The following is a 24,138-nucleotide window of genomic DNA, read 5'->3' on the forward strand; positions in this document are numbered from 1 at the left end:
CGTCCGACAACAAGCGGCTGTGAGAGCGACTGCGGGTTCGAAGGCGGCCAAACAACGGTCAGGATGAAAAGCAAGAGCTTCCTGAGCCGGAAGAGGATGCAGCGGATGTTTTGCCCGGCGGCACAGAGGATGACATTAGACGGGTCGTGCGCCAAGTGGTTCAGGCATTAGGCCCGGATGCCGCCACTGAAGGCTCCGATGAGCGCGTTGTCAGGTGGCTCACCGGGGCCGCAGAAGTCCAACGTGACACCGCGTGGGTCGGTGGTAGGTCCAGATCGCGCGACAGGGACTCGCTGCCTTGATCGACTCGGATCGTTGCCGGGGAATCCCACTCCCTTGCAGGCCCTTCCAGGATCGCCATGACATCGCTACCGCGGAAGGTGAACCGTGGCTGCAGCAGCGGTGAGAAGCGGGATAAGATATCGACGATCGTGAGCACGCGCAGCTTATGCCCATCGCCGTCATGGCTTTTCTTCCAGCTGAACGCCTTCTGGGTCCGAGATTTTGAGGCCTTCATCGGTATGCGCTCCTCCCGACCGAGGGGATTCGGCAGCGAGAACTCTAGCGAAATAGTACAGTTTATTCGCCCCGGATCAGAGCCACCGAAACGGTCAGCACCGATCTTGAAGCCTTGGAAAGCAACAGCGGCATCTAGATGCAGACTTCTTTGCTGATTGTCATGCTTACGACATTGCTGTCTACCCGACCACATGGTGGAGCAAATAGTGTTGAGAAGTCGAGCTTTCGAAACTGGCACGAGCCTTGAAGAAGATTTCATCTAAGAGCCAACGGACCGCCGCGAATGCAGGACACGGGAGTGCATCTCAATCACGAGACGTCGATGCCTTCAGCCTCAAGCCGGTCGCCAAGATCTCATGGACAGTGTGGCTGAGAGAAGGCGCGAGGTGATGTGGCGCAAGGGGCTCCTGGGGAGGGCCGCTAACCATCGGCTCGCTCTCGAGCTCAGCGAAACCGCGAAGCTCGTGTCGCCTATGGTGGTAACGCAACTTGGCCAGATCGTGATGCTGACGACGGATCTTGCCCTGATTGGGAGGATCGGTGTTGACGCACTCGCCGCGGCTGCGCTGGCCGGCAGGATCTATTTCGTTAGCATTACCTTCGCCGCGGGCCCGCTGGCGGCAATCGCTCCTTTGGCGGCTCAGGCGTTCGCGGTCAACAATCTAGGCGTAGTACGGCGCTCGCTGCGCATGGGCCTGTGGGCGGCGCCGCTGCTCTCGCTCCCGATGGTGGCATTTGGATTTCGAGGAGAGCAGATACTGCTCTCCCTTGATCTGCCACACGACGCAGCACGGCTAGCGCACCAGTATTTGTCGGGACTGGCTTGGGGCATGGCGCCAGCGCTGTGGTTTTACAGCATCCGTAACTTTATGGCCGCAGTCAATCGGCCTGGGCCACTCTTGTGGATCACGCTTATAGCTCCCCCACTCAACGCTCTGCTGGCCTATCTGCTGATCTATGGGAAGCTTGGCCTGCCCCGGCTGGAGTTGTTCGGGGCGGGTCTTGCGACTACGATCGTGAACTGTGGGACTTTTTCGGCCAGTTTGTGCGTCGCCGTAATGCGACGTCCTTTCCGACATTACCGCGTGCTTGGACACTTCTGGCAATTCGATTGGTCCATGCTGAGGCGACTATTTGCAATCGGGATGCCGATTTCAGTCACTTGGTTGATCGTCAATGGATCCTTCTCCGTCGCAACGCTGCTAGCGGGCCTGATCAGCACCACTGCGGTCGCCGCCCATCAGATAGCGGTTCAGGTCGCCGCGATACTGGTTATGATTCCTTTAGCTATCAGCATGGCGGCAGTCGTGCGCGTTGGTAATGCGGTTGGCCGCAACGACAGCCTGGGCGCCAAGCGAGCAGGTCTTGTCGCGACACTGCTCAGTATCGTAGTCGGTGCAACTCTGACGGTCGGAGTGGTCGCCGCTCGTTTTGAGATCGCCGAATTCGTTTTTGGAGAATCGGGCGGCGATGCCGACGCGACGATCCGACTCGCTGCTGACCTCCTTTTGGTCGGCGCGAGCTTCTATATCCCCGATGCCGTGGCGAACGTTTTGGCCGGCACCTTGCGCGGACTGACGGACACGCGAGTACCGGTTCTGTTCGCGGGCATCGCTTATTGGTTGATCGGCCTCTCTGTAAGTTACGTACTTGGTTTGAAGATAGGCCTTGGCGCGATTGGTATCTGGATCGGTTTATGTAGCGGTACGATCATCTACGCGGGACTTCTCGCGTGGCGCTTTCAGTTGTTGACAAGCAGGCGTGCTCTTCACCGTCGAAACTCCATTGCATGAGCTCGCCTGCGGAAGAACCACTGAGTAACACCTTGGCGACGAAGGCCCGTTCTTCGGAACCGATCACATCGGCATAAATCGCTTTGGTGCGCGCCGAGCTATGCCGTTTCGCGCTGGCGCCAGACCGCTACTGAAATCGATCGCTGACCAGGCGCGTTGGAACACGACGACGGCCGTTCCCCTGCCGAGCAAAAGGCGGGCGGGGCAGAGGTCGCAGGCGGCACAATGAAATACCAAGGCCAACACGGCCACCCGCGGGGACCGACCCGGGAATTTCGGCTGCTGTGGATGAAATCCAAAGAAGCGCGGCAAAGCGCGCTGCAAGACTGGCGATCTCGCCGGCGCCGTGGAGATCATCTGAGTTGCGGTGAAGCGGAGCCCCCAGTCATCCGTTCATGCGGTTTCCCGTTGTCGCCGATGAAGGTCTCGAGGTGTCGGGTGCGGTCAGGAGTGCCGGGGACATTTTCATGATTGGAGTTGTCGCTGCGTTGCAGCTTCTCCCACACGTTCGGCGGGACCACCAGACCTTGAGCCGAGTACGACCAATGCGTGTCCTTCCTTTCGGTCTTGACTAGGGTGATAGGAACGAACTCGCGAGCAACCAGTGATAAACTGTTGTCGAAGCCAATGCGCGATGATCCTAAGAAGCCAAGCCGTGAATTTCCGAAAACTCAAGGAACGGGCGACGATGTCTATGTCATCCTTGCCGAGCGCATGCGGAAGCGTGGCACCTGGTTGCGCCTTTAAGGACGGATTGCCGCGGACAACATTCTTTACCCAACGTGAAAGTCGAATGCCTACCAACCAGTCGGCCAGCGGCGCTGGGGCGGGGCAGGGGGGCAGCCCGCGTTCAAGGAGCAGGATGCCGAGAGACCGTTGAGTTTGCGATCGCCCAACTTGATGACGCTCCGATCGGCGCCGAATCGATGGAGGGGACAGGACCCGGATCTCTCGTGCATCCTAGTTCGGAAATGGCATATGCTCCGAAGGCTCTGTCCGAACGCTACTTGATTCAATCGCGCAACAGCGGTTCTGCAATCGCGAGCGCCAGTTCCGTCGAACTTGAAGCCTGTTGACTGCAGAGGGCGGACAATTGTCCATCGGATTTGCGGGTAACTGACTTCGAGGATCGGCAACACGAATGCGGCCGCTTAAAAAGGAAAAACGTACCGGTGCCGTAAAGAAGAAAATCACCGAGTTCTGGGCGGCATGAGCTTGCATTGGATCGATTCTCATACTTAAGCGCAGAAACTGAGCGAGGAAATCTGATCACCGATGCGAGAATGACCGATAGCCCGATTGGGTCCGCGCGGCCGCCGACCGCTACAGCGATAGAACTGACGAGAATGGCAGTCATGCGCGATCTTTTGCCAGCCAAGCTTCCGCGAGTCTGACCCAATATGTGGCGCCTAGCGGGATCAATTCATCGTTGAAGTCGTAGCTGGGATTGTGCAGCATACATGGGCCACTTCCGTGGCCCACGTCCCGGTGGCTGCCGTCACCATTTCCAATGTCGCAGTAAGCGCCCGGCTTCGCCTGTAACATATACGCGAAGTCCTCAGCGCCCATGCCTGGATCCTGCAGCATCACGTTCTCTTCGCCGACAATGGATGCAAGCACGCGCCGTGCAAATTCTGCTTCGGCGGCCGAATTCACGGTGGGAGGATAGCCGCGGATGAACTCGAACTCGCAGGTTGCCTCGTGAGCTGCGCACACATGCTCAGCCACCTGCTGCATTCGCTTTTCAATTAGATCGAGCGCCTCGAGAGTGAAGGTGCGCACAGTGCCCCGGAGTTCGCAGCTATCTGGCATCACGTTAGTTGCCTCGCCGGCATGGATCATGGTGACGGAGACCACGCCTGGGTCGATTGGTCGTTTGTTCCGGCTAATGATGGTCTGGAGCGCTTGAACGATCTCGCATGCGACTGGCACGGGGTCGATCGCATTGTGCGGCTGCGCCGCATGGCCGCCACGGCCGCAGACGAGGATCCTAAATTCATTGCTGGACGCACAAGCAAGCCCAGGCGCAACGCCAAATCTCCCGACCCGCTGCCCCGGCCAGTTGTGCATGCCGAACACGGCCTCCATCGGGAACCTTTCGAACAGACCGTCTTTGATCATCTCGCGCGCGCCGCCACCGAATTCCTCGGCAGGCTGGAAGATCAGGTATACTGTGCCGTCAAAATTGCGATGTTTTGCGAAATATTGTGAGGCCGCCAGCAGCATTGCGACGTGGCCATCGTGACCGCACGCATGCATCTTGCCGTTATGCTTACTCGCATGCTCGAACGTATTGAGCTCTTGCATCGGCAGCGCATCCATGTCGGCACGCAGCCCAACGGCGCGCGACGAGGAGCCGTTCTTCACTATCCCCACGACGCCGGTCCTGCCCAGGCCACGATTGACAGGGATTCCCCATTCCGCAAGCTTCGTGGCCACCAGGCTGGCGGTGCGCACTTCCTCGAACGATAGTTCGGGATGGGCATGCATGTCGCGACGCAACGCCGCGATTTGTGGAGCTTCGCGCACAATAGAGTCTATGAGTTTCATGGTTCTCTCCTCAATGGAACGCGGCCGCGGCAATGGCGGAAAACGCTACGGCTATTCATACCGGGAGACCGGATGTGATTTCCCGCCCCTGGCTTGTGTGCGCGGCATATCGAAGCTGCTGAGGGGCAGCTCAATGCCAAACTATACAAACCTTGTCTGATGCGGTCGGCTTGCGAGCTGCTTGGATGTGACGCCTTGAGGTGTTTTCCGTGGCTTTTTGATCCGCGAACATCGGCCCGCTCGTTTGAAGTTTTCATATGACTTTTGCACGGTCCGCCTTTGGCGCGGCCTCTCGCAAGCACATGCGAACAGCCGGTTGCGAATGCCTCTCGATGCTGCCTCACATGCCATGCCCAATACTGATCAAGCCCATGGCTATCTGGCACATCGAGACGCCGTGTCGAGCAGAACATATCAAAGATGCTGTCCGCTTATAATCAGACGTAGGGCCCAAGCGCGGGCGCAAGACGTTACGTAGGCCCATCCTCACTGCCACTTTACACAGACTTGTTCGTACACCATGCGGGCCGCGACAAGATCAGCAAGTCCGGATCCGACGGCCTTGAAGTAAGTGATCTCGTCTGAAGTAATTCGCCCGTTCACCCTGCCACTAGCGAGATCCGAAAGTGTTCCTAGAACGTGACCCTCGGCCACCAAGCCGCTTTCAATGGGTTGAACAAGGTCACCAGCCTCATGCAGCGCCTCTTTGGTGTCGACAAAAGCCCTAGCAAGAGCCAATGCCGCGTCATCTGCCTCTCGCATTTTGGGAGTGAAGCCACCAATAAGGTCGACGTGCGTTCCTTTTCGGATCCATGTTCCTTTGATGATCGGACTCGTCGCAAGCGTTGCGGCACTAATTATATCGGATGCGTCGACCGCGTGCTCCAGGTCAGTGGCCAGCTCGGAGGCAATATTCCGCTCGTTCAGTGATCGCACGAGCCTGTCAGCACTTTCAGTGCTGATATCCCAAACTAACACTTTCTCGATTGGCCTTACAGCAAGATAGGCTTCGGGGATGAGGCTGGCGACTCGACCCGCACCAATGACGAGCAGCGTCCGTGCATCTTTGCGGGCAAGGAAACGGGCTGCCAAGGCCGACGTCGCTACCGTCCGCCTTGATGTTATTACGTTGCCGTCCATCAACGCTAACTGTTGCCCTGTCTCGGCACTATAAAGCATGTAGGTAGACGTCAAACCGGATAATCCTCGAGCGGTATTGCCCGGAACGATTGTAACGAGCTTAACTCCCAGGAACTGGCTTGCATCGTCCGGCTTGGACCAAGCGGGCATAAGGAGAAGAGTAGCATTAGGTTCGCCGGTTTTCTCGATATAATGATGATGCCGTACTGGCAGCACGCAGCCTTGAGAAAAGCCAGCCTCCAGCGCATCGATAAGAGCGCCATACGGTAGGTTCGCAGCTGTCGTCTCAGTATCCACGAATCTAAATTCAGCATCAGTCATTCGAATATTTCTCCGGCTCCCTCTTCGGTTGAATGCGTATGAAACAGCTCTGGCGGCTCAGCGCCTCTAGTTTTCTCAAAAAGATGGAGATCAAGTAAGCCACTGCGCGGTAGACGACACGTCTTTCAATGATGTGTGTTCGCCTGTCATTGTCTGCGCTATGAACTCTCCACAACCGAAAGCCATGGTCCATCCAAGCTGTCCGTGCCCCGCATTGATCCAAAGGTTGTTGAATGTGCGGACCCGACCCAGATAGGGGGGCCCAGCCGCTGTAGTCGGCCGCAGACCGGCCCAAAATTCCGTCGTATTCAGATCCACCGCGTTCCCGAAAGACCGCCGCACATAATCCGTGATCTGTGAAGTGCGGCTTTCGCGAACGGAACGATCGTACGCCGCAAATTCTGCCATGGCTGTCACACGGAGATTCCCGCTGTAGGTCGCCACTGCCAGAAGTTCAGTCTCATCGACATAGGGCAGCGAAGGTACTCGAGCAGGATCGATAATCTTCCACGTGCCGGAATAGCCCTTGACGGGGTATATATTGGGCTGGAAGCCGAGGGGGCGGGTTATGTGAGCTGTTTCAACACCGGTGGCCAAGACCACTGCGCCACACGATATCTCCCCACGGTTGGTTTCGACGGCCTCGATCGTATTCTTTGTGCGGCGGAAGCCGGTAACACGCGTGTTAAAATGCATATCTAATTTGTGCGCCTGCATCAAATAGTCAGCCGTGCGCCGGGTAAATAACCGGCAATCACCCACGCAATCTGTTGGGCTGAATAGCCCACCAACCAATCGGTCGGACATTCCGGACAGTGCCGGTTCGCGCTCGATCAGCGCGGCACAATCTAGCACCTCAATGGAGCCACCCCCGTGGTCTTCGATCGAAGCGATAGAAGCGCCAAACTGTGTCCAATTCTGAAACAAATAAAGACATCCCTGATGCCGCGTCTCCCTCGGCAGATTCATCTGCGCCTCGGCTACCGCGACCAGATCGCGGCTGTACCGACTCAAATCCTGCAGCTTTTCGGTATTTGAGTGATGAGCCGACCGGGTGCAGTTGCGGAGGAACTCAAGTCCCCAGCGCCAGAGCGCGGGATCCATCAAACAAGTTACTCGCACCGATGAGGTGCTTCCGGCAAGGGCCCTTATCATGGCTCCGATCGCCTCAGGCCCCGCCCAAGCTTTTGCATGGCCTACAGCGATAATACCGGCATTTGCGCGGCTACACATTTCTGCCGGGCCGGACAACGCATCAACGACGGTCACGTCTAAGCCACGCTTCGCGAGCGCGTAAGCGGTCATAATCCCCGCCACGCCCGCTCCGACCACGACAATGCTGCCCTTGCGAGTTGCGTAATCCATAACCAGCACTCAAGAAATCGACGTCTACGCGCAGATACACGACATTTGAACGAGATTGCCGGAAACAATTCGCGAGAACTGTTCACTGCCGTTTTGTGAACGACAAGGGCATTCTCAATTGTCGGAGGACATACTCACCTGAACGAGAACTCCATGAACTCGGGTCGCGATCCACAATATCAACGCATCCTCGTCGCTTACCGAGACTAGAGCGTGCCCCATCGCTGAATCGAAATAACTGCTATCTCCTGGAGAAAGACGAACAGGCGCATAATGTTCGGTATATAACAGTACTTCGCCCGATATTACATAAAAGAACTCCTCTCCTGTATGTCCTTCAATCTTAGAAAACTCCTCGATTGAGTGCGCGCGCACCTTCGTCAGCAGGGGAGTGAACTGTTTCGTTGAAAGCTCAGCGCTGAGCATTTCGTATTCGTAATGAGGGGTCTTTTGCAGGATGCCCTCGCCCCTTCTGGTCACGACCATCCGTCCTGCCGCACCGGGTTTGTCGGTGGTGCTACCGAAGAGCTTCGTCACATCTACGTTAAGCCCGACGGCAAGGCGCAGGATCGTCTCGTAAGTCGGCGAAACTTGACCATTCTCTATCTTCGATACAGCGGAAAGAGATAAGCCCGACTTTTGAGCGAGATCGTTCAACGTGAGCCCAGAGTGCTTGCGCAATTTTTGAACTATCATCCCAATCGGGGGGTGATTATTCTGTGCCACATGATCCACTTGCGCCATTTCTATTTCGTTCCCATTGGTGGTCAATTGGCCAAGGCATTTCGCCGCACTGTGGAGGGACGTAGGATGAGATGCCACGCATCGCATCGGGAAATCCCGTGTTAAAGAAGCAACCGTCACGGCAACGTCGACCTCTCTTTGGTGGGTGCGCGGACGTGGCAGGCGACGATACGCCCATCCGGCATTGGGACCAGAGGCGGCGTCTCAATACGGCAACGCTCGACCGCGAGCGGACAGCGCGGGTGGAACGCGCACCCGCTCGGCGGATTGATGGGGCTTGGCACCTCGCCTTCCACCGGAACTTCTGAGCGAACCCGCGTGGGGTCCGGCACCGGAGCCGCCGCAATCAGAGCTTCGGTGTAGGGGTGGACTGGCTTGGCGAACAGTGCCTCGCACGGCGCGAGTTCGACGATCCGCCCCAAATACATGACCGCGACGCGATGGCCGATATGCTCCACGACGCTGAGGTCATGCGAGATGAAGACAAAGGCGATGCCCATCTGCTGCTGGAGATCCTGCAGCAGATTCAAGATCTGGGCCTGCACGGAGACGTCCAAGGCTGAGACCGCCTCGTCGGCGATGATGAGCGACGGCTCAAGGGACAGCGCCCGGGCGATGCCGAGCCGCTGGCGCTGCCCACCCGACAATTCGGACGGAAACCGGTGCATCATTTCGGGCCGCATGCCAACCCTTTGGAGAAGGTCCGCGGCAAGCGCGTGGCGCTGTTTTCGGCTGAGGCGCTCGAAATTCTCGACTGGCTCGGTAATGATTTGCCCGGCCGTGAGGCGCGGATTCAGCGACGAATAGGGATCCTGAAACACCATCTGCATCCGACGGCGCCATGCGCGAAGCGCACGCGCATCGAGACCCGCAATGTCGTTGCCGTCGACCAGCACGCGCCCGCCCGTGGGCTCGACGATCCGCATCAGGAGCCGCGCGACGGTGGATTTGCCGCAGCCGGATTCGCCGACGATGCAGAGCGTCTCGCCGGCTTCGACGCAAAAGGAGACATCCTCCACCGCCCGCACCATCGGGCCGGACTTCCTGAGGAGGCTCGTCCCAAGCGCATAGTGCTTGGTTAGATTCTCGACTTTCAGCAGCGGATTGCTCATGCGCTCGCGACCTCCTCGGAGCGCCAGCAGGCCGCAGCATGGCCGAGACCGACATCGCGCATCGTAGGCGTTTCTTCGCAGCACCTTCCGATTGCAAAAGGGCAGCGTGGCGCAAAGCTGCACCCGACGATGGGCTGACGCAGAGTCGGCACCATACCGGGAATTTCCGGAAGGTGCTGTCTCCGGCCGAGCCGCGGATTGGGCACCGAGCGCATCAGGCCCTGGGTATAGGGGTGTGCAGGATGTGCAAACAGGTCCCTCACATTCGCTTGCTCGACGATCCGGCCGGCATACATCACGATCACGCGCTGGCAGGTTTCGGCGACAACACCCAAATCATGCGTGATGAACATCACGGCCGTGCCCATGCGCTCTTTCAGATCGACGATCAGCCGCAGGATCTGCGCCTGGATGGTGACGTCGAGCGCGGTCGTCGGCTCGTCAGCGATCAACAGTTCCGGCGAACAGGCCAGCGCCATGGCGATCATGGCGCGCTGGCGCATGCCCCCCGACATTTCGTGTGGGTAGTTTTCGATCCGGCGGTCGGGGTCCGCGATGCGGACAAGGCCGAGCATTTCCTGTGCCTTTGCCATCGCTTCCGCACGGGAGGCCTTCGTATGAATTCGCACCGCTTCGGCGATCTGACTGCCGACGGTATAAACGGGGTTCAGGCTCGTCATAGGCTCTTGAAAAATCATGGCGATCCGATTGCCGCGGATCTTTCGCATCTCTTGGTCCGGGAATTTCAGCAGGTCACGCCCATGAAAGCGGATCTCGCCGCCCACGATTTTGCCGGTCAGTTTCGGCAGCAGGCGCAAAATGGAGAGAGCGGTGACGCTCTTTCCGCATCCTGATTCGCCGACGATGCCAAGCGTCTCGCCGCTTTTGACCTGGAAACTGACGCCCGCGAGCGCACGCGTTACACTGTCCTCCCCGTAGAAATGCGTCTCGAGATCGCGAACCTCGAGCAGCACATTATCCCTTGCGGGTTTGGGTACTGGCATCTCAACGCCTGCCTTTCGAGCGGGGATCGAACAAATCGCGCAAACCGTCTCCGAGCAGATTGACTGCAAGGACGGTGACGGCGAGGCAGATACTGGGCGCGAAGACCATCAATGGAGCGATGGAGAGATACAAGCGGGAGCTTGCGATCATGTTGCCCCAACTGGGAATGTCGGGCGGCACGCCTGCGCCGAGGAAGCTCAGTCCAGCCTCGGTCAGAATCGCGCTAGCGCAAACGTTGGCACTTTGGACCATCAGCGGCGGTACGGCGCTGGGCAGGACATGCCGCCACAGCACCTTGGGCAGCCGCGCGCCGCCGCAGATCGCGGCCACCACATAGGGATAATCCCGGACACTCAGGACCACGGAACGGACCAGCCGGGCGGTCGATGGGGTACTGGGAATCGCAATCGCTACGATAAGAATGCCGATCCCAGGACCCGTCAGCGAAATAAGTGCGATGGCTAGCAGAATGGTTGGGATCGACATCAGGCCGTCCATGGCTCTCATTATGACGTTATCGAAGCTGCGGCTATAGCCGGCTATGAGTCCTATCAGGAGGCCAGCCGAGGCCGCCAGCGCGGTGGACGCCAAACCCACCACAATGGAGATCCGTGCGCCGAACATGGTTCGCGCAAAGACATCGCGCCCCAGATTGTCGGCTCCAAGCCATAGTGCAGCCGAAGGAGGTTGCAGGAGTGTGGATGGATCCATGTTGATTGGGTCGCCAGCATAAAGTGGAGCGGCTACCGCCATTGCGATTACCAGAGCCAACAGGCCGCCGCCGGTAAGGAGCAAAGGGTACCGCTTTGCCCGACGGGGAAGATCAAACAGCCGAGCTCGGCCTGCGGGCGCGGCATCAATCGATTGTGAGAGAAGTGGCATATCAGTACCGGATACGAGGATCGACGAGCGTGTAGGCAAGATCGATAGCCAGGTTGATCAGGACGTAAAGGCCCGAAACGAGGATGAGCACGCCCTGTATGACGGGATAGTCGCGATTGTTGATCGCATCGACGACCAAGCGGCCGACGCCGGGAATGTTGAACACCGTTTCAGTGATCACCACGCCGCCGATCAGATAGGCGAGGCTCGTTCCGATCACGGTGAGGATTGGGGCGCCTGCATTCTTCAAAGCATGATGAAAAAGCATGGCATAGGTCGAAGCGCCTTTGGCGGCCGCCGTGCGCATGTAATCTTCCGATAGAACTTCGAGCATGCTCGCGCGCGTAATGCGAGCGATGAAGGCAATATAGGGCAGCCCCAATGCCACTGTCGGCAGAATCAGATGCACGAACCAGGGGCCGAAGCCCTGGTCTATCGCTATATAGCCTTGGACTGGCAACCAATGCGCTTCGATCGCGAAAAAATAAATAAGGAAATAACCGACGACAAACACCGGGACGGAATAGCCAATGGCCGCGAACGCGGAGAGCATGCGATCGACCAGGCCGCCAGCCCGCCACGCAGCAAAAATACCGAAAAAGACACCGGCCGTGACCGAAAGAATCATCGTTAAGATCGCAAGCGAAAGCGTCGGCTGAAGCCGCTGTGAGATCAGCTTGAGAACTGGCAGCCCAGTGAAAATCGAGGTGCCGAGATCGCCTCTCACTATATCCCACGCCCAACGGACGAACTGAACCGGCAGCGGTTCGTTCAGCTTCAGTTGTTCGCGGATGCCGTCAATCATCTGTTGCGTAGCCATGTCGCCGGCGATCATGGCTACCGGATCGCCAGGCGCCAGCCTGAGAAGCAGAAAGACGAAAATACCGACCGCCGCCATGACTGCGATGGCCGAGATCAGCCTGCGAAGGATGTAAGTGCCCAAAGCGCCATCAACCCTTCTGCATGTTCCACATTGGGTTGAACGCCGGCACGCCAATGAGGCCGGCTAGGGTCTTGCGGCGTGCGATGGGCGAAATAACTTGGCCCAAGAAAATGAAGCCAACGGTGTCCCACCAAATTTGCTGCATCTTGCGGGCAAGCGCCTTGCGCTCCTCGAGCGTTTCGGTGTCCACCCACTTAGCTCGAAGGATCTCGTATTCGTCGTTCTTCGGCCAGCCGTACCAACCCTTTTCTCCATTCAAGAACATCCACGATGATGAGAGCGGGTCGCTCTGGCTAAAATCAGAGGGGGTCGTGACGAAAATGCTCCAGCCGCCATTTTCAACCGAATCCTTTTTGGCTCGGCGCGGGCCAAGCGCAGCCCAGGTGGACGGCGCAAGCTCGGCATTAACTCCGATCTTGCGCAGCGTAGCCGCCAAGAGCTGCGAAACATTACTAGCCGAGAGCCAATCGGTGGGTTGGAGGATAAGGACTTTCTCCCCGGCATAGCCAGCCTCCTTGAAGAGTTGCTTGGCCTTTTCCGGATCGCCGCCTTTCTTATACCATTCGGTGTTTACATCATTGACATAGGCGGTACCGGCTCCGAACAATGACGTGATGGACCGGTGGTATTTTGGATTTGGATTAATAACACGCAGGAACGCGTCCTGGTCGATCAGATGAAGTAGCGCCTGGCGGGCCTTCACATTGTCGAACGGCTTCTGCAAGCAGTTCATGCGCACAATCCAATCCTCGCCCGAATTGTGGAGATCTTCGAGCACAAGATTAGGATCCCTCTCGACAATCGGAAAGAGACTGGCACTCGGGGTAAGGAGATCGATCTCGCCCGCTTGCAGGGCGGCCACAGCGGTCTGCGGGTCTGCGATCACTTCCCAGATAGCGCGGTCGATCTTGACAACCTTGCCACCGGCCAACCCATCGGGCGGCTCATCGCGAGGGATATACTTTTCGTTTCGGTCATACACAAAGCTCGCGCCCGGCTTAAAAAGCGCTTCGTTGAACTTGAACGGGCCCGATCCGATCCGTGTGGTTACCGGCTCCGTCGGGGGGCGGTCTGCATCCTTCTCGCGCATGACGAACAATTGGTAGGCTAACGGCTGCGCCAGCCGATCGATCAAAAGCGCCAGCGGTTCCTTGAGTGTGATTGCAAAAGTCCTGTCGTCTGTTTTCGAGACGTCCTTTGCCCGTTCCTTGACTAATTGTCCGCCGGGGGTCTGGAGCCAGCGATGGATCGATGCCACACAATCTGCCGCCGTGACGGGCGTGCCGTCATGAAAGCCCAAGCCGTCACGCAGCTCAAATGTATAAGTTTTCTTGTCCTCGGAGAGACTCCACTTTCTCACCATTTGCGGCTGCGGCGAAAACTTGGAATCGAGAGCAAACAACATATCGTAAATTGCTAAGGCATGGTCGACAGTATCATAAGAGGTCGTAGAGTATGGATCGAAGGTGGTAATATTGGATTTTACAATGCGCACTGTCCGCGCGGCGGACGGCGCCGTTTGCGCCCGCGCGACCGAGGGAATCAATGCAGCCGCTCCGGCGGCCATAGCGGCTTTAACAAGGTTGCGTCGAGAAATTGTCATGGTCCATTTCCTCCATTCCCTGTGTCTTGCAACTCAATTTAAATTTCTTTGGACCGCCTCTGAGCGTAGTTCGGCCCGGCTTGGTCATTCGATCTGCGATCACGATACCCTTCCTGCTGATGTCTAGTTGGTGGTCGTGCCGCGCCAGTCGTGCTCCGGCTCACTTGCGCACGGCCCGGCGGTTGACGCCCAGCCAACAGATCTCGTGCTGTCCGCCTCGCAAGGCGGCTCCGACCGGCCGCCCGCGCTGGACGCGATGAGCCAAGCGGCGTCACCTGAACCAGCTTGTCCATCCGAGCCAGCGTGGCGGCCAGAGCGCCATCGTCCGAGCCGGCGTCCTCGAAGGCGTCTCCCCCCAGCCGCAACTGTGAGTTAAACAATCGCGGATGGTGGCAGAGGGTAAGACATCCGGATTCCCAATGGCGAACTCGGCCAGTTGGGCGCGGATCGGGTCGTCCAAATTGCGCCTCCCCTGCTCGACGAGCCGCGAGAGGACGGTAACGGTGAACAATGTGTCGCCGACGACCGGCTGCGGATGCAGCAAAAACATTACAGCTAGTCTGGCCGTCGCGGCGCAGCCGTTCTGGCAAACGCCGAAAGCGTTTCCCGTAACTCCACCCCGTTGCATCTACACACGTGCATGGTCGAGGAGCGGCGCGGCGACGCGGCGGCAATAAAGGGGCATTGTATTCTTTCATTGCAATTACTTTTTCTGCCCTAATGCGACACACTCTGTTCTTCAGCGCTGTTCACCCCAGACGCTTTCGTAGATCCGCAACAGGTTCTCGCCGTAGACCATACGAATGTCCGCTTCCGTGAAGCCGCGCTTAAGAAGCCGTTCGGTGAGAACCGGCATGCCCTCGGGCGTTTCTATGCCCGCGGGATAATAGTGCGGAGGTTTCGGATAAGCCTTCGGGCTCCAGCTGTTATCGGCGAGCGCTTTCTCGTAAATCTTCAGCGCCGTCTCGTCGTCGGCATATGGCCACTGACCGCTGTAATAGTCGATGCCAAGCGTGATATACTTAGTTCCGACCAGGTCGCTCATATACGCGAGATGGTCGATGAACTGATCGATTGTCGGCCGTGTATCTTTTGAGACAAAACCCGGGAAGCCCACCACACCAATCGTCCCCCCATTCGTTGCGATTGCCTTGATCAACTCGTCAGAAATGTTGCGAGGGGAGGGGTAGACTGATTTGGCGTTGGCATGCGAAATTATTACCGGCGCCGAAGAATGCTCGATTGCATCCATTGTCGTGCGAACGCCAGTATGCGCGCAATCGACAATCATGCGTGCTTGATTCATCCGCTCAACTACCTGCACCCCAAAACGACTCAAACCGGCATCCGTACGCTCTTCGCACCCATCTCCGATCCGGTTTTTCACGTTATACGCAAGTTGCATGACGCCGACGCCTAGCGCCTTGAAGGCGTCGATCAGATTCAACTTGTCCTCAATCGGCTCTGGCCCTTGGAAGTGGAAGATGATCCCGGTCTTCCCGGTCTCCTTGGCCATTCGAATATGGCCCGCCGACTGGACGAGGATCAGGTCGTCTCGCTCGCGTAGAAGTTTGTGCCACGCACCAATCTTCTGCAGCGTTACCTCAGCTCCCTGCCACCCCCCGACGGTCGGCGCGACTGCGGTCAGACCACCCGCCCTGTATGCAGAGATCTTGCCCGTATCGTCCAGCAGCGGACATACAGCATCGACGATGATGGCGGCCTCGTGCAGCCCCTTCTCGGCGCAACCCATCCAACCCCTCTCCCATTCGTTGTCATCCGTCGGGTCGAAGCAGCCAAAATACGATCACAGCAGCGACGGCACCGAAATCGGAAGAATTTTCCTTTAGGAAATTTTTGTCCTATTCGCAACATATTTGTCGTAATCAAGTCAGCCTTGACTGAAAGCGCACAAAAGCCAACCCTGCCGAGGGTGCAATATTGGCGTCGCAGGCTGATGAATCGACTTGAGTTCCTCGCCCGCGAGGAGGCCACAGTGACTGTGGCGGAGGGCGCTCTGACGATTGAATCCCAGGAGTGGCCGCTATCGCCGCCCGGCCTGTTCGTGCTGACGCTGCGCTACTCGCGGCGCAGCTTCCCGCGGCTAGTCTGGACGTTCAGCCAACAAGATCTAGGCGCAACTCTACGAAGAGGGGGCCGGTATTTTTTGGGGGCGCTAAGTCTTCGACGACCTGAAGGGAGGCGTCTTCAACCCGGATTTGGACTAGCCCCAGCTCAACCCGATTTACAGCGCGATGCCGGATCATTACGGTCGCCAATCCCGCTCGGGTGGCCGATCCAATCGGAAAGGATGCGTCGAGAATGCGACTCAACATACAAGGGCACGCGCCGGCCGGACGGCGCTTCGAAACCCTGGGGGCCAGAACGAATGCTTGAGGCACGAGAGGAAAATTCGGCCTCCAAGCGCATCCAGGGCAGCACGCGTCGTCAGGTCGAGGCGAGCGCGTACGCTGGCCGTTCCATTACGATCGCAAGAAAAATGTGAGCTGCACGGTGCTGCTACCGCACGGACGTATCTCTAGCTCCCTGACGCCCTTCGATGAGAACGGAAGCAAAGCCCGGGCCGCTATTATCCGACTCACATACAGTCTCCCGGCAAGTCTGCCAGCACCAATCAAATAATTGCTGGGCGTCAGATCAGGTCGGCGCGCCGCCACCTTTAGATCTCATCATCAGCGTACAGCTCGGAGAGCATCTGCGCTTTCCGTTCCACCCTGCAGGCCCGGCGTCAGGTGATCCCAGTAAACACTTCGAGCCAGTGCACCGGCTCCGTCATAGATTTGTACAAAGTTTCGGCGTCCAGCACGTGTATGGCCCGCTCGATTCGGCGGTCGGCTAATCACGCAACAGAGTTTGCTCATAGTAGTTCAATCACTCCGCTTGAGGGGGATTCCCACATACCCAAATGCAGTGCATATCGCTCGATGGAGCGCTCTCATTTTGGATCGGTGTGCAGAACCTCACCCGTACAAAAAGCTTTGGATCGAGCACTAAAACGCCGAGGTTACATGAGCAACTTCGCTTTTCCCCCGATGATGACACGACCATCCAATGATGAAAGCTCGAGGACGCCACCGCTCTTAGATGCCTGCAGCGCGCGTAGGTCGGTCCTACCCAGAACCCTCGCCCAATATGGGTACAGTTTGCAATGCGCCGACACGCAGACTTGATCCTCGTCAATTGCGATTCTGGGCGAAAACATCCTTGATACGATATTAAATTCTCCGAACACTCCCTCCGGATCAGCGAGAGCCGTGAGGACGACACCGCGGCAGTCGATCTGAGCTATAGTTTTAAAATTTGGCTCATAATCAAAAACGACGCGTTCGTTGCTGACGATAACGAGGTAATCGTCATATGCCTTACGAATTTCCTTAGCCGGCACTTCCAAATATCGTTGAATAGCTCCATATTCCTTCGGGTCTACCGGAGTCGTGTCGATGGCAGGACACGCAATGTGAACATTCTCGCCTTGCAGCCAAGCATCGAGAATCCCGCTCGGGGAATGGTAAGAGATCCGATTGGAGCGGACGTAGCCGGCACGAAAAAGCCAATGTGTCGCTGCCAGTGTTCCATGTCCACAGAGATCCAGTTCGGCATTTTGCGTGAACCAGCGAATCTCGAAATGGCCTGTCTCTTGGAGAGGGCGAAGAAACACTGTCACCGGCTGACGAAACTGCTGCGCCAGCTGAAGGCACTCGGCGGTCGCTGGAAACCTATGATAGAGCACAACTGCCGCAGGATTGCCAGCGAAGCGGCCATCCGCGAACGCATAGACCACCACTGGCGGAGACTCGCTACGCTTCGCATCCAACATTTCCTCGCTTGAGGCCGGAAATAGAGTGAAACCCCTTTTTCTGGCTGTCATGTCTCAACCCCTAAGGCCGTCGATACAGAAACTACCACTTGCATCAAACGCTGCTCTGAGTGTCAAAGCTTAACGATCCTTTGCCCCGGAGTTCGGTCGGATATGCGTGCTGCGCCGCCGCTCTAGCCCCTTCGTGCAAGAACCCATAGGGTTCGTTCAGCATGAGGGGCACCAACTTGGATTCCATGTCTCTTGCATCTACCAACCTCGCGTAAGTTCCGGCTATTGCGAACTCCCGCAGAACATCTCTCATTTCGTAGACATCCCGCGTCGTATCGTGCGCAAGAAACGAATACTCAGGACGGCCTTCGATGTCGCGAACGTAAACCTCCGTCGATAAATCAACGGGCCCGCCTCCAAAGTCGGCGAGCCCCCGCAAGGTGACTGTCTTGTTGTAAGGCACGTCGGCTAAGAGTTCACACCTGTGAACATGAGTAAAACTTGATGTACCCAAGCCGACGATCAATCCATCTGAGCGGCTTACCTCGCCGAACATTGAATCTTCGCCGAATGGGCTGCATCTCCACCAGTCTATCTCGCACAATTCGAGCCTTCTCGGGCCGGTCACGACCATCGAATACGCTGGATGCTTGGTACGCCCAGCGGGAAGCTGTCGCATCACAAGATCGGCCAGAGCTCCCGTTTCGGACTTAGTGCTCATCCAATGAAAACACCGGGTGCGGTAGTAGCTCAATGTGAACGCCGGTAGAATCACCGTGGACGACGCGGAGACGCGCTCTATTGCCTCAAGCAGAATGGATGCTATGTCACTTGCAGCTACATTCCTCAATGCTAGAAGCGATGAATGCAACAGAATCGTGCTCGGAGCCCGTGTTTCAATGTATTTGATGATTGGCGCGAGCTCGTCTGTAAATTCGGCGACGTGTCCGCTCTTGTCCGCCGCTGGATCTAAGCTGCGTTCAATCGGTTGAAGTAGCTTTGCCCACTCCTTGAGTGACAGGTGTTGCTGTTGAAACACATCTTCGCTGAACCCGAGGGCAGTTTCGGCGAGCTTGACTTGCAGCTCCAGAAAATTCAGTGAATCAATATCGCACTCCCGAACTATAGAGGCGGACGACACTGGTCTTCCCGTGACGGCTTGCACCGCTTTCAACAGATGGTGCAATGCTGACGCAGCCGCATCATTGATCTCGGCTGCGGCACCGTGCACGTTAGATGTGAGCGCCTCCTTGGCAGTTCTCCCAAGAGCGAGCTGATCGAGCTTTCCGTTAGGCGTAGATGGAAGCTCAACAACTGGCACAATGAACCTCGGCGCACGGTCGGCCGGGAGCAAACCCGACAGCCGTGCGCGAATTTGGTCCACATCGGCGCTCGCGGGTGTCACAATACATACCAACTCCTGGCCGCTACCGTCGTCTCTATCCACTACGACAACGGCTGAATCCGCGCACAGGCCCGTTTTATCGATCGCGCTGACAATTTCCCCCTTTTCGAGTCGCGTTCCTCGATACTTGATCTGATCATCCTTCCGTCCGAGAAACCGCAAGCCATGTTTCGCTGACGCCACGACATAGTCACCCGTGCGATACAACATTTGTTCACCGTTGGGCGTCATGCACCGCACGAACCGGAGTTTCGATTGGGCTTCGTCAGCCACATAACGTTCAGAAGTCTGCACGCCTCCAACCCAGAGCTCGCCCTCGACGCCAAGCCCAACATTGGACTGGGTCTCGTCAAGAACATAGAAGTCGGTATTGCACGCTGGTTTCCCTATAAACATCGGAATAGGCGCATCACCACGAGCACAACGGTGGTAACTAACGGCAACACAGCATTCGGTCGGCCCGTAGCTGTTTATTAGTGTCGCAGTTGGGAATCTGGAGTAAAAACGCCGCCTGATTGAATCAGGCAACACTTCACCATTGCACACGAGACATTTTAGAGCTGTAAACCTTTCCGCCAAGTGGGGAAGACGCTCGAGGGTCGCTAGGAAGCGTCTCAGCAGCGTTGGAACCATCTGAACAACGTTAGTTCTGCTTTGAACTAGAAACTCGATCGTTTGAACGATCTGCGATTGAAGTTGGGTAGATGGCAGGACAATTGCTCCACCAGTCGCAAATGGCACGAAGAACTCCGGGATTGAGACATCGAACGTTGGCCGCGTAAGCTGCGAAATACTATCGCTCTCCGAAAAATCGATCATATCGATATACCAGTCGACTAAATTTAGAAGAGCAGCTCCGGAAACTGGCACCCCTTTCGGGATTCCCGTGCTCCCGGAGGTGTGCATGATATACGCGATGTTAGAGAAGGCTGGATTCACACCCCGGCGTTTCGAAACGTGCTCAATGCGCATCGAACCACTTGGACTCAGACTGATCATGGCACGGGCGTTCGTATTTCTAACAATGTGGTCCAATCGCTGATGCGATTCCGATGGATCAACAGGCACGAAGGCTACGCCAAGCATCTGAGCAGCAAGAATGACCGTGACCAATTCGACCGATCGAGCAAGCTTGACAATAACGGCATCCCCAGCGAGGACGTCGTTAGCCTCGAACCGCTCCATAAGACTCCGCACGGAAGTCCGCAGCTCCCGGTAAGTTAAATCCCTCTCGTGAGTACGTAGAGCGGTATTCGAAGGATACTTTTCAAATGTTTTGGCGATAACGTCGGCCATTTTGTCGCGGCCAAAACGTAAGGGCCGGAGAGGACCGGGCAGAGTTGGTATCAGAATCTGTTTCGCCACGGTTTCCATTACGTTTCTTCCTCGACGGCCTTGTGGTGTTTCCTCAATCGGAACGAGTGTGCGTAGGAGGCCCAAACTGCAGACGAGCAGGCCGGCAGAGTGCACAGCTAATCTCATCGTTTCATAGTTGGCTGGAAGGGCCGCTAACGAGACTTAATTATGGCGTACTGACGATTCAAAAAACTGCCAAATCTGGTGTGTTCCGCCCATTGATGATGCGGACGCTTCGGATCGTTCGGCCGTCCAACTTGCGAACACGTCACGGCCAGCTTCTTTCCTGGGGCTCGTGATGACAACTTCGTCGAATGCCACTTATCTTCGTGCTCGACGCCAGGTTTTTCGAGGCTGCATCGATAAGCTCAAACACCATCAGCCTGGCCGTCTGTGGCGACAACGATGTGTTGGTCCGAACCGTCGGTGTCGCACTGTGCTGAACACCTTCGATCGGACCGTGGTTCGCAAGTGGACACAGTGCCCAGCAGGAAAGTCATAGAATGCGAGCAGATCCTCGCGATTGTTGACCAGGCAATCGAACGTGCGCGCGTATCTTGAGATATATTTCTCGGTGAAGACGTCGAGTGCAAGCTCCCGGCAGCTCGGTTTTGGGCCATGGAGATGTCCTGCAAAGCCTTCTCCATGCCGCTCCGCACGGAGCTCGGAACCTTGTTACCCACGTTGACGGCCTTGTGCTGCCAGCAGCGCTGCCGCCGCGTGCCGGGGAAGACTTCGTTCATCGCGTTCCGCAAGCCGAGTGCGCCATTCGCCGATGGCCAAATCAGGCGCCTACCTGCGGTCCTTGCCGGCGAATGTGGATCAGAGCTCGCTGGCGCCAGCTCTGGGTGCTCTCGCTCACGCCGACCTCAAAGCCGATCAGCTCCTTCTTGCCCTCGGGCGTGGCGCCGATCAAAACCAGCGTGCACTCGCTGCGGTCGTTCATCCCGGGCCTGCAGGAAAACGTAGTCCGCCGGGACGTAGACATAGCGCCGCGCAGACACATCGCTCTTCTGCAAGTGCTCGTACTCGCCCTGCCATGGGGCTTCAGGCCTGAGATCACGATGGCGACAGCTTCTCGTATCCGTGCCGAGCAGCGCCTAGGGGCGTCCTTAAAATCGGGGTCGAGATGCCGCAGATAGTCAATCGGCAGCAGGCAATCAGGCACTTGGTCCGCCGCGCCCACAGCGGCACGATCGCCCGAGGTGAAGCGGATCTCGATCAGCTCGGTCGCACCACGGTCTCTGACCTTGGGCCGGCCGACCACGGTCGCGCCGATCCCCGTGGCGATCTTACGCGCAGGACCAAATCGTGCCGCACCGCCCGGGCACGGCCATCCGCCAGCTTCAGCTCTGCCGTCGTCTTCAGAAACGCCTGCAACTCGATCTCGACCGCCGGCGAGCAACTGACGAGCTCCGTTCCGCAGAAATGTCTGGCAGCGATCTTCAACCGCAGACGGCTGACGGAAAGCGAGGATGCTGGTAATCTCGTTCATGCCGTATCGCTCTCCTGACAGGTTTTGGCAGGTTCGACACCCGCCTCGATGCGCCGCCTCTCCCGCATAGCTCAGCTTACGTTCCTGTCTATGCCACTCCGTGATCACAGCTAGTTCCCGGCAAGATCCGCAAGAAACAGCGATCTCTCTCATCACCGAAATGCGAGTCGGCCAATCTTCGAGCGCCATTTCTCATTGCGGGTGTCTCTTACGAGGGATTCCGACGGCCGACGGCGATGCCGAGCTTCTCGCTGCAAATTTCGGCAAGACATTCGGTTGACATGTCCACCGCAAGGCCTTGCGCGAGCTCCGAGAGGGTCCCTGCGAATTCTGGAACCACGTGGGCCTGCGAAAAGGGGCACGACCAAACGCCGGGTAAAACGTGAACCTTATGAGCGTCGACTTCGAAAGGCCCGCCAGTCCGTCGATCTTACGTGCAGCCTATTTCAACGCCTGCGGGTTGACGGGCGAACCAAAGCCACCAGTCACCTCCAGAGGTGGAGCTGCGAGCAGAAAACTGTAGCGGCCGTCGGCAGCGCAGTCGGCAGCCAGCGCCTCAAGATTGAACATCTCGCCCAACGGAAGGCCCATGTCTCGTAGCGCCAGCATGTGGAAAGGAAGGGGCATTTCCGAACCCGTGCTCTCGACGTCCAATATCTCCACCGCCATGTTATCGGCAGCTACGGCTGCTAGCGACTTCTCATAAGCCCATTCGGCGCAAGTATAGCTGAGGCCCGGCTGCATCCCCATAAAGCTATCCCGGTCCCCGTCCGCGGTGAACCGAAGCATGTGGCCGGTATGTACTAAAAGAATGTCGCCCGTGCCGACGCTTGTGCCTTGTTTCTCGCATGCGGCGTTCAAATCATCAGCCGTGATCGCGTAGTCAAGCGGCAACCGCTCAACGCCCTTTAGCCGCGCGACGTCAACGAGTACGCCTCGCGAAACAATGCCAGGTGCTGCCAAATGGTTGATGCCCATCTTTAGCGCACCATTTTCGGTGAGACATTCGCGTGCGTTGCACCCATTGTAGAGCTGGCCGTCATAGTGGACGTGACCGAGAGCGTCCCATTGTGTGGAACACTGCAGAGGCATGTGGATGACGTCGTCGGAAAAACAGACACCTGGCGCTGCTCCGGGGCCCATCGGCGTAAAAAGGTCCGTTGCGTAGACCATCGGGTTGAACCGCTTGCGTCCCAATTGGGGCCCATTGCGGTCGAACCGCAGGCCGAGATTGAAGAGTTTGCCGTGGCGCACCTCGGCGGCTGCGTTCCTCAACGTTTCGGGTCCGATGTGATTAAGTGCACCCCGCTGGTCCGCTTCGCCCCACCGCCCCCAGTTGCGCAGCTTATCGGCGAGATGATCGAAATTGGCCGGCCGCATTGAGAAGCTCCTGTTCTCGTCTTCAACTTGGGAAGCGTCAGATGATCTGGCAAAATGCCCATCTCAACAGGAGCTCGTTCATCGCAAGCCCGCTGCGAACAAACCACTTCCCATGCAAACATGCTTTGCTCGAGGCACGTTATCGGTTACCGAGGCACCAAGCTGTTCAAATCGGTGATGCTAACAAGAAAATTCTGCGCCAGAGCAGGGGACGTGCAGTATTTCATCAAAGCGCGCGGCATCGAAATGTAAGGAGCTGTCAGAGATCGAGGAGGACAAATCAAGCGCTCCATGTAAGTAAGATTGGATCAATATCAGTTCGAGAAAGCCACCGGCGGAGATCCATCCGCGCGCGCTCTTTCGGTACGCGCGGACTCTACGATCCCAAAGCCGGTCCGCATCGCCGCATGCTCTTTTTTTGCTTGTAGGATCGCCGACGTCTGTTTCATCGTCCAATCCGAGTAGAGCCCTATCGCCATAGAGCTTACAGAAAGGGAGACGGCTGTTAGCTCATTACCGGTGTAGGGTCCCAGAACTGAACACGCCGGCTCCGAAGGGCTTCGCGGAGCGAGCGTGCAAAACGACCAGCAGCGGCGCGAATGATGCAACCTGTCGAGGGAGAAGGACGTTTGGCGGAATAGCAAAACCAGCTCCGCTCTCCAAGTTCGAGTCCTCAAGCTTGATCCGAGCACTTAC

General features: G+C 57.3%; 17 protein-coding genes and 1 pseudogene. 2 read left to right on the forward strand and 16 right to left on the reverse strand.

All coding sequences use genetic code 11. The features are described 5' to 3' along the window. Positions 1 to 160: 160 nt before the first annotated feature. Positions 161 to 517: a hypothetical protein gene (locus ACNJYD_RS08600; RefSeq protein WP_439365978.1), complete on the reverse strand. Its 357-nt coding sequence runs from the start codon at positions 515 to 517 to the stop codon at positions 161 to 163. Positions 518 to 908: 391 nt separating this feature from the next. Between ACNJYD_RS08600 and ACNJYD_RS08605 the strand changes: the two genes are divergently transcribed. Further along, positions 909 to 2,312 (forward strand): MATE family efflux transporter, encoded by a 1,404-nt coding sequence (locus tag ACNJYD_RS08605; RefSeq protein ID WP_439367430.1) that lies wholly within the window; start codon positions 909 to 911, stop codon positions 2,310 to 2,312. A 1,012-nt stretch (positions 2,313 to 3,324) separates the two neighbouring features. Here ACNJYD_RS08605 and ACNJYD_RS08610 read toward each other — a convergent pair. The 11 genes from ACNJYD_RS08610 to ACNJYD_RS08660 all read right to left on the reverse strand — a co-directional run bounded on the left by ACNJYD_RS08610 (position 3,325) and on the right by ACNJYD_RS08660 (position 15,730). Next, positions 3,325 to 3,669, reverse strand: coding sequence for a hypothetical protein (locus tag ACNJYD_RS08610; RefSeq protein ID WP_439365979.1), 345 nt, complete (start codon positions 3,667 to 3,669; stop codon positions 3,325 to 3,327). Next, complete coding sequence (locus tag ACNJYD_RS08615) at positions 3,666 to 4,862, reverse strand: M20 aminoacylase family protein (RefSeq protein WP_439365980.1); 1,197 nt, start codon at positions 4,860 to 4,862, stop codon at positions 3,666 to 3,668. Before ACNJYD_RS08615 ends, ACNJYD_RS08610 begins: the two co-directional genes overlap by 4 nt. Positions 4,863 to 5,348: 486 nt before the next feature. After that, positions 5,349 to 6,323, reverse strand: coding sequence for an ornithine cyclodeaminase family protein (locus ACNJYD_RS08620; RefSeq protein ID WP_439365981.1), 975 nt, complete (start codon positions 6,321 to 6,323; stop codon positions 5,349 to 5,351). Between the two features lie 90 nt (positions 6,324 to 6,413). Then, a complete protein-coding gene (locus ACNJYD_RS08625; RefSeq protein ID WP_439365982.1) occupies positions 6,414 to 7,688 on the reverse strand; it encodes an FAD-dependent oxidoreductase in 1,275 nt (424 codons plus the stop codon). 114 nt (positions 7,689 to 7,802) lie between these two features. Further along, complete coding sequence (locus ACNJYD_RS08630) at positions 7,803 to 8,432, reverse strand: helix-turn-helix domain-containing protein (RefSeq protein ID WP_439365983.1); 630 nt, start codon at positions 8,430 to 8,432, stop codon at positions 7,803 to 7,805. Positions 8,433 to 8,548: 116 nt separating this feature from the next. Next, a complete protein-coding gene (locus tag ACNJYD_RS08635) occupies positions 8,549 to 9,544 on the reverse strand; it encodes an ABC transporter ATP-binding protein (protein WP_439365984.1) in 996 nt (331 codons plus the stop codon). Beyond that, entirely contained in the window at positions 9,541 to 10,548 is a 1,008-nt protein-coding gene (locus tag ACNJYD_RS08640) for an ABC transporter ATP-binding protein (protein WP_439365985.1), read from the reverse strand. The genes ACNJYD_RS08635 and ACNJYD_RS08640 overlap by 4 nt, the downstream gene beginning before the upstream one ends. 1 nt (position 10,549) lies before the next feature. Further along, positions 10,550 to 11,431: an ABC transporter permease gene (locus tag ACNJYD_RS08645; RefSeq protein WP_439365986.1), complete on the reverse strand. Its 882-nt coding sequence runs from the start codon at positions 11,429 to 11,431 to the stop codon at positions 10,550 to 10,552. Between the two features lies 1 nt (position 11,432). After that, positions 11,433 to 12,374 carry an ABC transporter permease gene (locus ACNJYD_RS08650; RefSeq protein ID WP_439365987.1) on the reverse strand — a complete coding sequence of 314 codons (942 nt, stop codon included), beginning with the start codon at positions 12,372 to 12,374 and terminating at the stop codon, positions 11,433 to 11,435. A gap of 7 nt (positions 12,375 to 12,381) precedes the next feature. Further along, entirely contained in the window at positions 12,382 to 13,977 is a 1,596-nt protein-coding gene (locus ACNJYD_RS08655) for an ABC transporter substrate-binding protein (protein ID WP_439365988.1), read from the reverse strand. A 739-nt stretch (positions 13,978 to 14,716) separates the two neighbouring features. Beyond that, positions 14,717 to 15,730: a dipeptidase gene (locus ACNJYD_RS08660; RefSeq protein WP_439365989.1), complete on the reverse strand. Its 1,014-nt coding sequence runs from the start codon at positions 15,728 to 15,730 to the stop codon at positions 14,717 to 14,719. Between the two features lie 207 nt (positions 15,731 to 15,937). On the opposite strand from ACNJYD_RS08660, the pseudogene ACNJYD_RS08665 reads away from it, so the two are divergent. Then, a pseudogene (locus ACNJYD_RS08665) lies at positions 15,938 to 16,438 on the forward strand (IS21 family transposase); the annotation flags it as partial. A 564-nt stretch (positions 16,439 to 17,002) separates the two neighbouring features. Here the strand turns inward: ACNJYD_RS08665 and ACNJYD_RS08670 are convergent. The 4 genes from ACNJYD_RS08670 to ACNJYD_RS08685 form a co-directional block, all read right to left on the reverse strand. After that, entirely contained in the window at positions 17,003 to 17,866 is an 864-nt protein-coding gene (locus ACNJYD_RS08670; RefSeq protein WP_439365990.1) for a PhzF family phenazine biosynthesis protein, read from the reverse strand. A gap of 43 nt (positions 17,867 to 17,909) precedes the next feature. Next, positions 17,910 to 20,585, reverse strand: coding sequence for an AMP-binding protein (locus ACNJYD_RS08675; RefSeq protein ID WP_439365991.1), 2,676 nt, complete (start codon positions 20,583 to 20,585; stop codon positions 17,910 to 17,912). A gap of 766 nt (positions 20,586 to 21,351) precedes the next feature. Then, positions 21,352 to 22,062 (reverse strand): hypothetical protein, encoded by a 711-nt coding sequence (locus ACNJYD_RS08680; RefSeq protein ID WP_439365992.1) that lies wholly within the window; start codon positions 22,060 to 22,062, stop codon positions 21,352 to 21,354. Between the two features lie 441 nt (positions 22,063 to 22,503). Then, positions 22,504 to 23,442, reverse strand: coding sequence for a cyclase family protein (locus ACNJYD_RS08685; RefSeq protein ID WP_439365993.1), 939 nt, complete (start codon positions 23,440 to 23,442; stop codon positions 22,504 to 22,506). Between the last annotated feature and the right edge of the window lie 696 nt (positions 23,443 to 24,138).

Source organism: Bradyrhizobium sp. SPXBL-02 (genome assembly GCF_051853065.1).
Lineage (GTDB): Bacteria > Pseudomonadota > Alphaproteobacteria > Rhizobiales > Xanthobacteraceae > Bradyrhizobium.